Source organism: Arachidicoccus ginsenosidivorans (assembly GCF_007971385.1).
GTDB lineage: Bacteria > Bacteroidota > Bacteroidia > Chitinophagales > Chitinophagaceae > Arachidicoccus > Arachidicoccus ginsenosidivorans.
In genome coordinates, this window is sequence record NZ_CP042434.1 from 1,388,191 (window position 1) to 1,402,932 (window position 14,742).

Sequence of the window (14,742 nt, forward strand, 5' to 3'; positions counted from 1 at the left end):
CCCGGCTGTGTTCTAGCTATCAAACAAGGTCTACTTTAAGCCACAAAAAATGCGCTGAATTGTATTTTGTAATACATATTCAGCGCATTTATATTTTGAATTGCTTTATGTTGCAATTATAGGTGGTGCAATGTGCCCTGCTGCAAATATTTGATGTCAGCGAGCATCTTCGCCCTTAAGCCTTATTTTTTAATGGATAAGGCATAGGTCGTCTCCTCATGATAATGTTCCCCCGGCCTTAAGATGGTATTAGGAAACTTGGGCTCATTAGGACTATCGGGAAAGTGCTGTGTTTCCAGCGCCATTCCATCATATTTAACTACTTTATGTCCTCTGGCTGTTATGCTGCCATCCAGGAAATTACCGGAATAGAACTGTAATCCTGGTTGGGTGGTATAGATATCCATCTGTCTGCCAGAAATAGAATCATATATGGTGGCGACTGGCCTATCTGCCCCGTGGGTTGTGTCAAGCGCCCAGTTATGATCATATCCTCCCGGCACTTTGTCTATTCTATCGCCAATGGCTGTTGCCGTTGTAAAATCAAAAGGCGTCCCTTTAACGCTTACAGGCATGCCAATAGGTATCTGATCTACTACGGGTGAATAGTTCGGCGCATTGATGGTAAGCTGTTCATCTAAAATGGTCCTTGTCAGGTTACCGGACAGGTTAAAATAGCTATGATTGGTCAGGTTTACGGGTGTTGGTTTATCTGTTGTTGCATCATAGGTAATGTGCAATTTATTATCCTGGGTTAGATCATAGCGAACAGTTACTTCCAAATTGCCGGGATAACCTTCTTCGCCGTCTTTAGCAGTATAATGCAACACCAACGCTGTTTTACTGCTATCAGGAACCTCCACCTTCCAAAGTACCTTATCAAAACCTTTAATACCGCCATGTAAATGATTGTTGCCATCATTAACGGCTAATTGATAGGTCTTACCATCAAGTGTAAACCTGCCTTTCGCAATCCTGTTGGCATAACGACCGATCAGTGCGCCAAAATAAGGCGGATGGGCTAAATAACCACTGAGACTGTCAAAACCAACAATAATTTCTGCTGTATCGGCATTTTTGTCCGGGAATTTCCAAGAAGTAATGGTACCTCCGTAGTTGGATATGGCCATTTGTGTCCCATGACCATTATCTAAATGGTAAAGGTTAACCGGATTGCCTTCATAAGAACCCCAGGAAGTTACTTTGACGGCAGCCTTACTGCTGTCCTTATTATCTTTCCTGTGGCTTGTCCCGCCACAAGAAGCAAGACCTACGGTAAGCGCCAATACGCAAAAGCCAAAAGACCATTTTCTATTCATCGTATATGCTTTTTAAATATTAAAAATTCATTAAAAGTAATAACTTTATTGTATTTATGACAATTTATATCTCCTTTTTTTAATGGATTTAAAGTTCTGTCTTTTTTCTGAATAAATGTAGCTTGTATAGATTTTTAAGGTCCAATGGCCATTTTTGCCATGCATTGCAACTCAAAATAAGCGGAACTTTAACATTTAACATTCAGAAAACAATTATAGAATTACATAGAATATTATATCTTTATACATAATAACCCTTTCTTATTTATTAGTTGAAAACTAAATCGAAATTCAAACTGTTATTTTTATGACACAATACAAAGGACAAGAACATTATCTGGTGGCCGTGGATTGTATTATTTTCGGCTTCGACGGAGAACATATGAATCTTCTTTTAATAAAAAGAGGTTTTGAACCTAAAAAGATAAATGGTCATTGATGGGTGGTTTTGTGGCACCTAAAGAGGACCTGGATGGTGCAGCACAAAGAATTTTACACCAATTAACCGGATTAAAGGGTGTATATCTGGAACAGTTAAAGGCTTTTGGTCAGCCCAAAAGGGATCCGGAAGAAAGGACAATCAGCGTCTCTTATTTTGCGCTGATTGACATCAACCAGTACAAAGAAAAAATAAGTGATACTTATTCAGCTGAGTGGTTCCCACTTAAAAAGTATCCTAAGCTTATTTTTGACCACGACAAAATGATTGAACTCGCAAAAAGCCGCCTTCGCTATAAAGCCTCTTTACATCCGATTTTGTTTGAACTGCTGCCCGAAAAATTCACCATGCCACAATTGCAGAATCTCTATGAAGATGTATATGACACCACTTTTGACAAGCGAAACTTCAGCAGAAAAGTATTATCTACAGAACTATTAATGAAACTCAAGGACAAAGATATGTCTACCTCTAAAAAGGGTGCCTTTTATTACAAGCTGAACAAAAAGCAATACAGCGAAAACTTCCATTCCTTTTTGAAATTTATTCCAAACCCTGGTCCCTTATTGTAAGTTTTGGTTTTAATTATTAAAAGCCCTGTAAGATTATATTCTACAGGGCTTTTTAATTTATATTGCCATAAAGTACCATCCATACATCAAGACTGATAGCAGCTCTCTTTTTGTTTAAAGCTAACGAAGGGTTGATAAGCCTGTACCAATTAGGTTAGAGTCAATGTTGTTTACTGCCAATTTGTTAATCGAACAATAAAGAAAAAAAGTTCGCGCTATTATAAATAGAGTTTATCTGGCAGACCACTGTGTTAGTATATTCAGCACCACCTTTATTTCCCCACCCATCTGAAAACTCAGTATTATGGAAAAACAACTTAAAACATTTGGTTTTGACAAGATTAGGCAAATGCGAAGTACTCTTTTGATGATTATTGCGTTTTTAATTCTTCTATAATTTCTGAAGTTTAGATATATCCATTCCGAATATGGCTTTGAAAAGTTTGTCCTAATATCAAAATCAGAAAAAAGGAAATACTTTTTTTCAATTGTTATTAATTTTGGTTAATAAATCGAAATTGCAGCCCAGACGCTCCGTCAGCACCCAATAAAAAACGGAGCGTTATTATGTTATTCTTTAGTTCGCCTTTCATAATCCTTCCCTTAGGTAAACCATCTTCTGGTAAAAACACCTGAATAGAATCATTCGAAAAAGAAAAAGAACCATTAATTGGTGGCTTTTTCTCATATGAAACAAAGTTATTATTTTCTCCAAAAGTTACTTTATAGGCTTCCATTGGTGTAACATCGGTCCACTGCCAATTTACTTTCGTGCCATCACCAGCTTGAACACCTCTTTTTGTCAGTACCCATGTTCCAACAGGGGATTTTAAGATTTCAGAAGGGCTAGGATTACTGCCTTTCTTACAAGAATATAGACAAAGCACTATAAAAATAGCGAGAAACAAAAAATTTAAGTGTCTCATAATAGGCAGGGTTTATAATTAAACCAAAATTAGCTAAAAGATCTTATTTCAAAGTTAACATAAGTTATTGTATTTCATTCAGAAATTCGCAAGGTATTTAAATTGCCGCATCATTAACATTGCATCTCCTCTCCACTACTATAGTGAATGTTATAATAAAGGACAAGTTCAAATAAAAATCTGCGGATAATGGTTTAATTTTGGTTAAACAACTGACCATGGAACAAATAATTAATATCAACCAGCACCCTTATTGGGAGAGCCATCCGGAGCAGCAAGCAATCCTGGAGGCCAAAGTAAATGAACATATTGCAGCGGGCAATATTTATCAGGATGGAGAGACCCTGGAAATTGATCTGTTGGGTAGTCCGGTAACCTTAAAACTTCATGTTCAGACCGCAGAGAGCAGGGTATCTGGAGATGTTTATCATATTTTGGATATAGAACTAATAAGTCCGGTCTAGCATATGCAGACCGGACTTATTCTCCTATTTATTGGCATTCAATTGCCTAATTGAAATAAACCGCCACAAACTGAGCCAAAGGCGCCATTCTGGCTTTATTCAGATAAAGTGTATCACCGTGTTGACTGTAATTATCTGCTGTTTGCAATACTTGCATAAACTGCTTTTCCAGAGCAAGATCAGAACAGGCCATCATGGTAGAAATAATTTTAGAGAAATGTACACGGTTACCTGGTAAAAGCTCAAAATGTCCCCCAAATCCATTGCATCCTGCAAAGCCACGTACGCTGCTATCAGCTGATTTTAAGATCATATAGGGCTCTTTTTTGCCGGAGAAACTAATGTTTTGGCCCCTTAGCTGTGTCAGTTTCCAATATTTTTCTTCAATTTTATTTTGTTCTATTTTTTTGAACTGATAGCTACTGGCTGTTGCTCCTGATATAGGCTTGCCTGAACCGTCTAATTGTTGCAAGCCATTTTCTATTACTTTGTAGTTTTGCGGTTGACCTTCAGCTGCCAAATTGATTATTGAACCATTTTTATCCCAGGAAATTTTACCTGTCTCAGTATAAATGGAATCGCTCTTTCCTTCATACCTGTATTGCCTTTTATAGGTTCCATCTGAATTCAAGGTTATTATGGCATCTATCCCGCTGCAATCTGCACACGGTAATTTTGCGCTATAAACACCAGCCCAATCCAGGGAATTTCTGCTATTATGCGCATTGCTGAGGGTTGATTCAGGGCTATTTTGTGTTTTGCCGGTGCTTTTACAGCTTGTATACAACAGGGTAAAGCTTATCAATAAGAATAAAAAAAGGCAACCTTTTACAATTATTTTTATTTTTTTCATTTGTTGTGCGTTTAATTTTTAGGGAGTTATGTATATGGTTACCTGCAAAGCACATACCAAATGGAACGTACCTGATTATTGAAACGCTACCATAACGATGAAATAAACACGCAGAAAATCAATAGCTTAAGTGTACAACTGACCGCAAAAGGCACTTGCAGCGGCCTAAATACATGGCTATGCAGTCCTATCCAGAATCGATAAGCGCATAAATTGCTACCTTTGATGAAATTCAAAGCTTATGTGAAGGCCTTGTGAGACGAGCCTTTAGCTGGCATCAATTATTTAGGTCAAAACCCCAAAATACAGGGCGCCAAAGTACTTGGCACCATAAAAAGGAATAAACATTTTCCACAGGTCTTTTTTGGGTAATTGCCTAAGTCGGATCAATCTGTGACCATCTACCAATGGGCGGTATATTAGCACATAGATTAAAATTGAAATTAAGGTTGTTTCATACAATGCACAATCGTACAAATAGACCATGAGTGCCACTGGTAGCAGGATTTGGAGATAATAGTACAGTAGTTTCATGCTTATTAGTTTTGCAGATACATAATTATCAATCCTATAGGCAGTAGTGGATTCTAAACAAATTATATACCTCGTTCGCTAACCGAAGTTAAGGCATTTGTTTGGGAACCCAAAATTAATTTCAGCAATAAAGGAAAATTTAATGTAGCGTAAAGGCTATAGGAAGCGCAAAAAGCCCGCGAGCCACGCAAATGCGACAGCCCACAACAGGAAATATCCTGCGATTAACCATAAAATCGTGTATTTTGAAAATGTTGAGTCTTTCCTTTTCATTTTTGCTCACGGTTTTCAACTAGAATATCCTTCTATTTATTTATTATCAGTCATTAATAAATTAAATAAATATATCACTTATACAGTTTCAGGTATTCTCCAGGTTAATAAACTATTTTTATATGACCTTCTGGGGTTCAGATGGATAAACATAAGTACCCTGATTAGGTATTTACCCCCATTTTTCAACAAAAATCCAGCTATTTTCTTGATCTTTTCACAGGGCAGCTAAGCTTAGGACAGTTTAAAATCATAACAAAATAATACACAATCAGATACGAACTAACGACTAAAATAACCGACCAGCTTGTACCGGGCTATTGTTTTTCTCCATTATTAATAACCATCTCTTTTTTTCAACGCCTCCCGCATAGCCTGTCAGACTGCCATTACTGCCAATAACCCTGTGACAAGGTACGATGACGGCAATGGGATTACGGCCATTGGCTGACGCAATGGCTCTGATAGCCAAAGGATTATTCATAATATCGGCTTGTTGCTTATAGGTCCATGTGCTGCCATAAGGAATTTTTAAAAGGGTCTGCCAGACGGATCTGGCAAATTCATTGCCTAAATGATCAAAGTCCAAGGGTACAGTAAATATCTTTAATTGACCAGTGAAATAGGCGTCCAATTCTCTTATCGTCTGTTGTAAAATGGGATGATGAATGGAATGTTGTTGAACCTTATGGTCCTGCCCGACACTTTTTTCGATGACACGCAGATCTTTTTTGATTTGCTCCAAACTGCCAAATTCCAATAAGGCCAATCCCTTTTCAGTGGCAGCCGCCACCATGGTGCCCAGCGGTGTTTCAATTCTGCATACACAAATACCAGAGGTGGTTGTATTATTAACGGCTGTGGTTGTATTTGTATTTATATTTTCCATTATTGCGAGGAATTGGGTGGCGGCTAGTAATTTTCAAATGTAGCTATTTTGTCGCTATTTTTTATTTATCCTGGTTATTTTCTTGTTTTCCATTCGCAGCATTGCTTTGATTAGCCACTTGTTGCTCTACTCTTTGCTGAATGGACTGGTAAAGATTTTCAGTCACTGCCGCCTTTTCCTGCATCAATAATGGCATTTCATGCATTATTTTCTTTCCCAGGGCTGTATTGTAAAAAGTGATTAATCCTTTAATCTCTGAAAGGGTAAAATGCCTGCTATATAACGGCATAAATCTGGTGATTAGTGAATCAATGCTGAGCGACCGGTCAATTTGCACCAAAAACGAATCTGACAGCATTGGATATTTTGAATGGTAATATCCAACTGCTTGCTGTCCGACCTGATCCAGCCCCTCCTTGCTACCTGTGCATGTCAACAGTTGTTTTAAGGCTCGTTTATACTCCTTTTCAGCCGTAAATGCTTGCTTGCTATCTGAAACCATGGCATTTGTCGCCTGTGCATAAATTTTTGAAAAACAAAGTGAACTGACAATTAAGATAAAACTTAGTGCCAGGCACCTGAAAGATATTGGATTCACTTTTCTCATCTGTTGATTTGTATTGCTTAGATAAACGAATATGCAAGTATTAATCCTTGAAAATTATAGGGCTATGTGTAATCATGCTTAGCGCTGGCTACTGCTGGCAGATGGTCAGTCCACTGTTTTTCATGCGTGTTCTTTTTTGCATGGTTAACGCTGGCTAGATATCATCACTAAGGGGCTGTTTTTCCTCCACCTCGTTTTTTGATGGCAGGCTATCTTGCTGGGCTTGCTTCAATTGTTGAACTTTCTCATAGAGTCTTGCGCCAAGATCTTTTCCACGCTGCATACTGGCAGCCATGGATTCCTTTAAAATGGCCGGCATTTCTTTCATCATCCGCATTCCCAGTGGACTCCTGTAAAAGGCTACCATATCCTTCAAATCCTGCGTTGACCAATGTTTGGCATAGATGGGAATAATAATGTATGCCAGGGAATCATAATTTAGCGCATTATTGACTTCCTGTAAAATAGGTTCGGTAATATCAGGAATCTGTGTTTTGAGATTTTCACGCATGGCACTTGCCATTACCTCCAGATTCTGCTTTGCACCTGTAACTTCCAACAGTTCCAAGATAGCCTCTTTTTTCTCAGGGGCAATGCTGTCATTTTGTTGAGCCTTTGCTGGTGGCTGAAAGCAAGTTATGGAGGTGCAGGCCAGTAAGAATCCCAGAATAAATTTTCTCATAGTAGAATTAATTTATTCAAAAATAACAGAAAATCTGCAATTTCAATGATTTGGCAATCAATTCCTTGGTCATCATGATCTTTTTTTGATTTTTCCATTTTCCGACAATTGTTTTCCCAAATTGATAAACAATTATCTCATTATCAATGCATCTTTGTTCTCAGAATGGTTTTTCAACATCGACAGGTCTTGGCTTAATCTGTTACCCGGTTCCCTCATATTTTGCCGGCCTGTCGCTTTTTTTGCATGTTAACCGGTTTTGATGATAATTTTTTTGCTTTGATTTGATGGTTTGCCAAAAGTTTTGAAAGATGTGCGTACTTATAGCACAAAGGAAGGGCCGCCTTATTACTTAGGGTATACAGGCGGCCCTTTTATCTTATAATTGTAATTGTGATTTTAATTTCGTGCTTATCCTATATGGATAAATTCAATACTTAGATAAGACTCAATATCCTAGTGTAAATCTCTTTTGGATATGCTGTGGATTTTCAATTTCGTTTATGACGGCAACAGCTAGGTCTTCCACGGAGATCTTACTTTTCCCTTCTGGGTCAAAAACAGGGTTTTCCAGACCTAATCTAAACTCGCCCGTTCTGCTACCAGGTACGAGTTCAATGGCGGGGCTTAAAAAAGTCCAGTCCAGTTGCTTTTCCTTTTGCAGACTGGTCAGATAATCTCTGGCCGCAGTGGCCCCTGCCTTCCACTCACCTGGAAACTCAGGGCTGTCCACAAGTTGTTTTCCATCAATAAAAAGACTCCCTGCACCTCCAATTACGAGCAGCCTTTTTACTGATGACGCCTTGGTTGCTGACTGTATGGCATCGGAACCTTTTAGAAAATCACTGTAAATCTCTGGGTTTTTCCAGCCCGGGTTAAAGGCACTGATAACGGCGTCATTTCCTTTGAGTACATTGGTTAACTCTTGCGTATTGTATACATCTGCCGCTACTGCTTTTACGCCTGCTAGTGTATCAACTTTACTTGTATCTCTTGCGACGGCGGTTATGCTGTGTCCTCTTTTGCTGGCTTCTTTTACAATGGCTTTGCCTACAAAGCCTGTGGCGCCAATAATGACTACTTTCATGATTTTATTTTTTATTTTAAGATTATTATAATGATAATTTTAATTTATACCCTTGCTAGTAACATAAAAAAAATACGAGACCTCCTATTTGCCTTCATTAAATGTAACATATTTCATTACAGTTTTGCGAACATCCTTTTAATAATTAAAATAATTAATGGAAGGCCAGATTATTGAAATTGATTACAAAAGGTCTGTAAACTTTTCTGAGCCAGTTTTTTTTGAAGCGCTGCGTCTACCTCCTGATAAAGCTGGTCCAATTGACCGGCAATTTGCCTGCCAACAGGACAATCAGGATTTGGTAGATTCCGGGTGGTGCCCAGCAGGGCGTTTTGTTGAACGGATCTGTATATTTCAGATAACTGAATATCCGTTGCCGGACGACTTAACTGATACCCACCATTTTTGCCTTCTTTACTTATGACAAGTCCGCCGGCGATTAATTCCTTCAACGCCTTTCTTACCAACACTGAATTCACATTCAGGCTGCCTGCGATAAAATCGGAGGACAACTGCTCTGCCTGATAACAAAGTAAGGTCATTATATGTATCGCTATGGGGAATTTACCGTTCATTAAATCGCCATTAATATTAAAATTTAACTGTAACCTTTTTATTACAGAACAAAGGCAATGGAAATTTTTTAAGTAGACCATTTTTTTTGAGCATTTTAGCTTTACCAGGTGGATGGCTTTTCCATGAGGGTTTCTTCCTTAACTTGTTTATTATTGATTATAAACAAATTAAGGAAGGTTTTGGTGCTTGTTTAAATGGAATGATGAATAGAGACATCTTGGCCTTCCCAGACCTTTTTTCCTATCCAATCTTGATCCTCCCCTTGCCAGAGTGGGTTTTGGGGCGCCAGTCCTAAAATTAAAAATGCTTCTGAAGATAGATATAGACTTCCGGTTGAGATATATCCTTGAGCGATATTTCTTTGATGGCCCACCATGCCTATTTGCAACCATCCGTTTTTATCAAAGGTTCCTTTAAAGGATAATTGTCTTTTGATAACGGTGTATAAGGCAGCGCGAACTTCCTGAGGCTGCACGTCTTTGGGTAGCGCTTGCATAAGTGCCATTTTTGAAAGCAGCTGAAAGGCTCCAAATCTATAGGCCAGTGAACGACCGAGCGGTGGATAAGTCCCTTCCGGAGAAATCAATGATTCTTGTATATACGCATAGCGGACCGCTCTTTTGCGTACCAAAGCATATATTTTTTCATTCTTTTCTTTATCTACTCCTGCCAAAATAAGTTCATGTAATACTTCCAGAAACATGGGCTGAATCACATAAGAATTATAGTAGTCCCAGTGATAATTAGGCCCATCGCCATATGTACCATCGCCTACATACCATTTTAAGTGGGAATCAATTGCCTTTTGAATGGGGCCATCTCGCAGGTACCCGTGAACTTTAATACAGCGGCCTCTACCATAGCACTGAAAAGTAACCAGTTATTGTTGCCAGGGGTAATGACTCTTGTTGCTTTAAGGGCATTAAGAATGTTGGTTTTTGTTTGCTCGTCTAGTGGATCCCAGAGCTGATGGGGAGCGCGCAGCAAGGCTTGTACTAAAAAGGCTGCATCCACAACTGGTTGTCCACCTTTATTAAAATTCATATAATCTGCGCTCTTTGGATCCGTCGCATTATGCAGGCACTTGCGTGCCAGCAAAATATATTTTTCTCTCAGCTTCCCTTCTTTTGTCTGATCAGGTCCCAGCTCCAGCCAGGGCGCCATTCCGGCTAACAGTCGACCAAAGGCTTCCAGATATGTGTATTGCTCCCGCCCTTTTGCCACTGATTCTACCGGCATCGTGGCGGCTAATTTATTTTGGCTTAGGGCAGTTAATACCGGGTCTGCAATTTTAACCAGACTGCTCACCAGATATTTACGCTCTTTCTGCCCGTCTTTGGAACTGTGTGCAAATGCAGTCGTGATGCCAAGGCAGACCAATAGGAATGGCAAAAATGCGATGATTAATTGTTGTTTAACTAAAAACTTACCTTTGATTTGTTGCATAAATCAATATATTAATTGGTTGGAAGAATCAAATTCAGTCGATCAAGGCCGATCAATTTTAAAGTAACGAATTCGACGTCAATGGTCATAAGACCTGCTTTTGATAAACTGATTGTACAACTTTTAACTTCTGCCTTCACTTTATTATTTAAAGCCAGTAATTGCTGTCTATGCCCCGGGTAGTTGAATCAATTCGTATATAAATAAATCGCACAAGGACGTTTTCAAAAATATAGCATGTGCACCATTTAAGCAAATTCATGTTTTGTGCGTTCTTTGGGCACTAATCACCCTGAAATCACTCTTTTTTTCAGCCTTTACGCGCTTTTGTTTCTGATAATTTTCAGACCAGCGTTCCAGTCTTTTATATTCTTTTTTATTGAGTATTAAAAAAGAGCCGTGCTGTGCTGTTGAACTTACGTCTCCTTCGATATCTTTTGGGTGTTGAAAATGTGTCAGGTAGCGGTCTGCCTGACAGATCCTGTATTTTATTGGTCTGGTCGAATATTCTACATAGGCTACTTGCCAGGCAGTATCTCCTATTAGTTGAAAAGCAGAAGGGCCTTCTACTTTACGGTTGCCCTCAAAATTGATATAGTCCTTTTCATCTGGTAACGAGTACTTACCCGTCAGGTGGTCAGATGTCGCGGTAAATATTCCAGGTTGGCCGCCTTCTTTTTTAATCAATAAGTGAAATTTATTATCAGCAGGTACATAATGAATATCTGCATCAATGGTCGCATATCCCCAATCAATCAATAGGCGCGGCTTCGTTAGTTTTGTGAAGCTGGCATCGGCATAGGAATAGAAGATTCTGTCATAATGATCTTCTTTGCTATTGAGCAGGGAGTAGTAAATCATATAGCCGCCTTTTTGTCCGTCGGTCCATTGATAATTTGGATCCCATATCACCTGCGGGGCCCATACCCTGCAAATAGCACTGTAGTCTTTATAAAAGTCAGGGGAAGCTGGATCACAAAAGATGCCCGGTCCTTTTCTAAAATCAAAACTGACCGAGGTCCAGTGTATCAGATCCTTGCTCTTTAATAAATCTATGCCGTAGTTATACCAACTGTGGCTTTTGTGATTGCTCATATCGGTCACCACCATTACATATTGTTTTGTATCCCCAGATCTGGCAATATAAGCATCTCTACTGCCACCTTCTATTTTGGAAACTTTAGCCGGGTCATAAACGGGGTCGCCCCCAGTAATTCATGGAAATGTACGCCGTCTTTACTCAGGGCATAGGCAGTGTATTCTCCCTTTTGGCTCATATGGCAATATAAATAGCCGTAGCCTTTTACCTTAGTGTTCTTTAAAACAGCATTTTGCGCCTTCACGGCAAAACTACTAAACAGCCCTATAAAAAAGATGACCAGGGCGAAGCCTTTAAATCCAGCTATACGTCTAATTTTGAATATAACCTCGATATACTTTTTGTTGCAATTTATTAATGGGCTTTGCATAACGGTGATTTATGTTTATCCTTGAAAATTAAGGCTGCTCAAATATAAGCATAAATCTACTTAATTGTACCATTCACAATTATGTCAGCTTCCATAGCTGATCAGTCCCTGAAATCCTCCGCCTATGTATTGGCCATTTTTCATGTCCATTACATTTTGAGTACCGCACCGGGAGCGCAACCCTTTGCCATTCTTCTTAGTTTTATGGGCATATCGCCATAACGCTTCAAAAAAATAGTCCGAAAATGCGCCGGACTGGCAAAACCGAACTGATGGGCTATTTTTTCAATTGGTTCATCAGAGTGTAATACGCATTCCAGTGCCCTTTCCAACCTGGCGTCCTGCCACATACTTTTAAGACTCCTGCCCTTAAATAACTTAACATACTTTTTAAAGGTGGTATTGGACATAAAACATCTGGCCGCATAATACGGATTTCCCTTGTACTTAATTTTATCAGCCATGGCCAGGCCAATACCATATTCTATTAAGGCTTCCATCTCAAGCACCACGTCAAATGGCAATGCGCAATAACGGTGACCTTTTTTAATATTCATTCCTTCTAACAATAAACGACAGGATAGAAATTCTACTAAGGCTTCATTTTGCACTGGACTTTTGATTATATTTATGATGCGGAAAATTAATGAAACCATTGCCGGACTGGCATATAAATAATCGGTAAAATAGAGCATTGGTTTGTTATTATATACACTGTCCAGTAATGGCCCTATCTGGTCTGGAAAATCCTCAAACAGCATTTCTAATATACTCAAATCAAAATGAATATCAAGGGTCATGAATTTTGCAAATGACTCAAACTGGGTTTTGTTATCCATGTAAGGCGTATATAGAATATTAAATTGCCAGCTTTTGGGTTTTATAGTCTTGAAAGGACTTAATGTAAATTCCAACTCCTGGTCTAGTACCAGACTCATTTCTATAATAGGTCTTTCCAGACGGGCATGGGTTTTCAGTCTGCGCTGCACACTATAACTATTATACCAGAGTGCCAGACGCTTATAGGGTCTGCATTGAAAGAGCATATGGCCAAAAACTCCCTCAATTCCTCTTACATAACTACCGGGCAAAATCAACCCTTTATATGAATCCGGCATTTGCTGCACCCAGGAGCTGTGATAGTCTTTATCATTATTAAAATCAAATAGCGCTAAATCATTCATTACTTATCTGTTGACGTTATTAAAAACTGATTATCTGTTATATGCCTTTCGTTATATAGGCAATAAAATTCACCTGAACTGTAAAACAGGACGCGTCAATAGATAAGACAGGCACCTATGCGTATAAGGGCCCCCACGCACCATAAACAGATAGGTGCGTCTTGATAAAGCAATATATCATCTTTAATAAATCGCATGGATATTAATTACAAAGCAAATATCTGGCTTCTTAGATGATTCAACGAATTTGTTGTCGCATCTTGAGAATCTCTTACCAGTATGCTTTCATAATTACATAAACCCGTACTTTGTTAAGCAGCCCATTTATTTTTTATTTGCGTCCAAAATAGTCCGGTTTTTAAATTTTGGAATTGTACATTGCCGCCGTCAAAGTTTTGCATCCATGCAGAACAATAACTATTTATTCATTCATTTAAAAATTCAGAAAAATGGAAAATTTATTTAAAATCCGGTTGAGTTGCTTTGAGCCCGCTAGTGAGCAGGAAAGTGAAAAGCAACCTATCCTGGGACGGTTAAACGGGAAAGGCGTGCTTTCCTATCAGCGCTTTGATTTAAAAAAGCATGGCACAACCTTACACAAATGGTGTAACAAGCCTTATAGTGCTAAATTCTGGGATATGGCCGGTAGTTATGAACAGTTTATGGCCTATTATCAACAAAGAATGATGGTCCCTGGTGTCCAGCACACGATGTTTTTCCTGGACGGCAAGCCTTTGGCGTTTACAGAAGCCTATCCTATTATAGGTAGTGAACTGGAACCTCATATTCAACAGGCCACTGATCTGGATTATGGTATTCACTTTTTAATGGCACCCCCAAGAAAAATAGCGGAGGAGTTTAGGGAATTCAAAAGGTCTATTTCCTTTTTTACGCTTATTCAAGCCTTGGGCCATCTTTTTAACACAGCTAAAGCGGTGAATATTTACGCTGAACCGGATAAAGAAAACCACAAGGCTTGTCACCTGGCAAGAATGGCAGGGCTAACCTATTTACGAGAAGTGGTTTTGACTGATAAAACGGCAGCGCTCTTCCACATAAATAAGGAAGATTTTAAATGCTAATGCATTTTGGTTTTTTGAATGATTAATATCTTCTACAATTAACGGTTACTTTATGAAAGCTTTTTTACACCTCTTGTTTGTTCATTGACGGCGCCAAGCCTTTGCCGGCGACACGATCAACCATTTTGAGGCACCCCAGGTCAGCTTTATATTGATGCTGAATATATCCATAGGTTGGAATCTGGCCATCATTGGATTAAATCACCTGCTTGATTCATTCGATTAAATAGTTGAACTAAACAGTTGAACTAATTAACCCAATTAAGTAGCCGAATTGATTGAATCTCCTATAATATATTCTCCAGTCGTTGATAAAAATTGTCAGGTTGTTGTGTTATTT

16 protein-coding genes and 1 pseudogene are annotated in these 14,742 nt (G+C 38.8%); 4 read left to right on the plus strand and 13 right to left on the minus strand.

Features of this window, described 5'->3' with window-relative positions:
- Window positions 1–182: 182 nt before the first annotated feature.
- Window positions 183–1,319, minus strand: a complete 1,137-nt coding sequence (locus FSB73_RS05660; RefSeq protein WP_146780510.1) for an aldose epimerase family protein — start codon at window positions 1,317–1,319, stop codon at window positions 183–185.
- Window positions 1,320–1,626: 307 nt separating this feature from the next.
- On the opposite strand from FSB73_RS05660, the gene FSB73_RS26355 reads away from it, so the two are divergent.
- The gene (locus FSB73_RS26355; protein WP_262712510.1) at window positions 1,627–1,758 is read left to right on the plus strand and encodes an NUDIX hydrolase; all 132 of its coding nucleotides are present in this window, start codon (window positions 1,627–1,629) and stop codon (window positions 1,756–1,758) included.
- The gene (locus tag FSB73_RS05665; RefSeq protein WP_225974527.1) at window positions 1,758–2,330 is read left to right on the plus strand and encodes an NUDIX hydrolase; all 573 of its coding nucleotides are present in this window, start codon (window positions 1,758–1,760) and stop codon (window positions 2,328–2,330) included. The genes FSB73_RS26355 and FSB73_RS05665 overlap by 1 nt, the downstream gene beginning before the upstream one ends.
- A 494-nt stretch (window positions 2,331–2,824) precedes the next feature.
- Here the strand turns inward: FSB73_RS05665 and FSB73_RS05670 are convergent, their stop codons facing one another.
- A complete protein-coding gene (locus FSB73_RS05670; RefSeq protein WP_146780511.1) occupies window positions 2,825–3,256 on the minus strand; it encodes a hypothetical protein in 432 nt (143 codons plus the stop codon).
- 218 nt (window positions 3,257–3,474) lie between these two features.
- On the opposite strand from FSB73_RS05670, the gene FSB73_RS05675 reads away from it, so the two are divergent.
- Entirely contained in the window at window positions 3,475–3,720 is a 246-nt protein-coding gene (locus FSB73_RS05675; protein ID WP_146780512.1) for a hypothetical protein, read from the plus strand.
- Between the two features lie 46 nt (window positions 3,721–3,766).
- On the opposite strand, the gene FSB73_RS05680 is transcribed toward FSB73_RS05675, so the two are convergent.
- The 11 genes and pseudogenes from FSB73_RS05680 to FSB73_RS05725 all read right to left on the minus strand — a co-directional run bounded on the left by FSB73_RS05680 (window position 3,767) and on the right by FSB73_RS05725 (window position 13,320).
- Window positions 3,767–4,573: a copper resistance protein NlpE N-terminal domain-containing protein gene (locus FSB73_RS05680; RefSeq protein ID WP_146780513.1), complete on the minus strand. Its 807-nt coding sequence runs from the start codon at window positions 4,571–4,573 to the stop codon at window positions 3,767–3,769.
- Between the two features lie 285 nt (window positions 4,574–4,858).
- Entirely contained in the window at window positions 4,859–5,107 is a 249-nt protein-coding gene (locus tag FSB73_RS05685) for a hypothetical protein (RefSeq protein WP_146780514.1), read from the minus strand.
- A 562-nt stretch (window positions 5,108–5,669) separates the two neighbouring features.
- On the minus strand, window positions 5,670–6,269 hold the full coding sequence (locus FSB73_RS05690; protein ID WP_146780515.1) for a methylated-DNA--[protein]-cysteine S-methyltransferase: 600 nt from the start codon (window positions 6,267–6,269) through the stop codon (window positions 5,670–5,672).
- 61 nt (window positions 6,270–6,330) lie between these two features.
- On the minus strand, window positions 6,331–6,867 hold the full coding sequence (locus tag FSB73_RS05695; RefSeq protein ID WP_158639429.1) for a DUF2059 domain-containing protein: 537 nt from the start codon (window positions 6,865–6,867) through the stop codon (window positions 6,331–6,333).
- A 163-nt stretch (window positions 6,868–7,030) separates the two neighbouring features.
- Window positions 7,031–7,558 (minus strand): DUF2059 domain-containing protein, encoded by a 528-nt coding sequence (locus FSB73_RS05700; protein ID WP_146780517.1) that lies wholly within the window; start codon window positions 7,556–7,558, stop codon window positions 7,031–7,033.
- A 448-nt stretch (window positions 7,559–8,006) separates the two neighbouring features.
- Window positions 8,007–8,645, minus strand: a complete 639-nt coding sequence (locus FSB73_RS05705; RefSeq protein WP_146780518.1) for an NAD(P)-dependent oxidoreductase — start codon at window positions 8,643–8,645, stop codon at window positions 8,007–8,009.
- Between the two features lie 170 nt (window positions 8,646–8,815).
- The gene (locus FSB73_RS05710; RefSeq protein WP_146780519.1) at window positions 8,816–9,220 is read right to left on the minus strand and encodes an Rrf2 family transcriptional regulator; all 405 of its coding nucleotides are present in this window, start codon (window positions 9,218–9,220) and stop codon (window positions 8,816–8,818) included.
- 191 nt (window positions 9,221–9,411) lie between these two features.
- Window positions 9,412–10,667 (minus strand): annotated as a pseudogene (locus tag FSB73_RS27445) (DUF2264 domain-containing protein).
- Window positions 10,668–10,925: 258 nt separating this feature from the next.
- Complete coding sequence (locus FSB73_RS05720) at window positions 10,926–11,762, minus strand: glycoside hydrolase family protein (RefSeq protein WP_225974528.1); 837 nt, start codon at window positions 11,760–11,762, stop codon at window positions 10,926–10,928.
- 71 nt (window positions 11,763–11,833) lie between these two features.
- Window positions 11,834–12,136, minus strand: coding sequence for a hypothetical protein (locus FSB73_RS24260; RefSeq protein ID WP_225974529.1), 303 nt, complete (start codon window positions 12,134–12,136; stop codon window positions 11,834–11,836).
- Between the two features lie 149 nt (window positions 12,137–12,285).
- Window positions 12,286–13,320, minus strand: coding sequence for a helix-turn-helix domain-containing protein (locus FSB73_RS05725; protein WP_146780520.1), 1,035 nt, complete (start codon window positions 13,318–13,320; stop codon window positions 12,286–12,288).
- A gap of 449 nt (window positions 13,321–13,769) precedes the next feature.
- Here FSB73_RS05725 and FSB73_RS05730 point away from each other — a divergent pair, with 449 nt between their 5' ends.
- Window positions 13,770–14,402, plus strand: coding sequence for a GNAT family N-acetyltransferase (locus tag FSB73_RS05730; RefSeq protein ID WP_146780521.1), 633 nt, complete (start codon window positions 13,770–13,772; stop codon window positions 14,400–14,402).
- Window positions 14,403–14,742: the final 340 nt, after the last annotated feature.

Excerpts from the sequence above, each read along its gene's own strand:
- FSB73_RS05660 (WP_146780510.1), bottom strand. The coding sequence starts at position 1,319 with ATGAATAGAAAATGGTCTTTTGGCTTTTGCGTATTGGCGCTTACCGTA.
- FSB73_RS26355 (WP_262712510.1), top strand. The coding sequence starts at position 1,627 with ATGACACAATACAAAGGACAAGAACATTATCTGGTGGCCGTGGATTGT.
- FSB73_RS05665 (WP_225974527.1), top strand. The coding sequence starts at position 1,758 with ATGGGTGGTTTTGTGGCACCTAAAGAGGACCTGGATGGTGCAGCACAA.
- FSB73_RS05670 (WP_146780511.1), bottom strand. The coding sequence starts at position 3,256 with ATGAGACACTTAAATTTTTTGTTTCTCGCTATTTTTATAGTGCTTTGT.
- FSB73_RS05675 (WP_146780512.1), top strand. The coding sequence starts at position 3,475 with ATGGAACAAATAATTAATATCAACCAGCACCCTTATTGGGAGAGCCAT.
- FSB73_RS05680 (WP_146780513.1), bottom strand. The coding sequence starts at position 4,573 with ATGAAAAAAATAAAAATAATTGTAAAAGGTTGCCTTTTTTTATTCTTA.
- FSB73_RS05685 (WP_146780514.1), bottom strand. The coding sequence starts at position 5,107 with ATGAAACTACTGTACTATTATCTCCAAATCCTGCTACCAGTGGCACTC.
- FSB73_RS05690 (WP_146780515.1), bottom strand. The coding sequence starts at position 6,269 with ATGGAAAATATAAATACAAATACAACCACAGCCGTTAATAATACAACC.
- FSB73_RS05700 (WP_146780517.1), bottom strand. The coding sequence starts at position 7,558 with ATGAGAAAATTTATTCTGGGATTCTTACTGGCCTGCACCTCCATAACT.
- FSB73_RS05705 (WP_146780518.1), bottom strand. The coding sequence starts at position 8,645 with ATGAAAGTAGTCATTATTGGCGCCACAGGCTTTGTAGGCAAAGCCATT.
- FSB73_RS05710 (WP_146780519.1), bottom strand. The coding sequence starts at position 9,220 with ATGAACGGTAAATTCCCCATAGCGATACATATAATGACCTTACTTTGT.
- FSB73_RS05720 (WP_225974528.1), bottom strand. The coding sequence starts at position 11,762 with ATGAGCAATCACAAAAGCCACAGTTGGTATAACTACGGCATAGATTTA.
- FSB73_RS24260 (WP_225974529.1), bottom strand. The coding sequence starts at position 12,136 with ATGCAAAGCCCATTAATAAATTGCAACAAAAAGTATATCGAGGTTATA.
- FSB73_RS05725 (WP_146780520.1), bottom strand. The coding sequence starts at position 13,320 with ATGAATGATTTAGCGCTATTTGATTTTAATAATGATAAAGACTATCAC.
- FSB73_RS05730 (WP_146780521.1), top strand. The coding sequence starts at position 13,770 with ATGGAAAATTTATTTAAAATCCGGTTGAGTTGCTTTGAGCCCGCTAGT.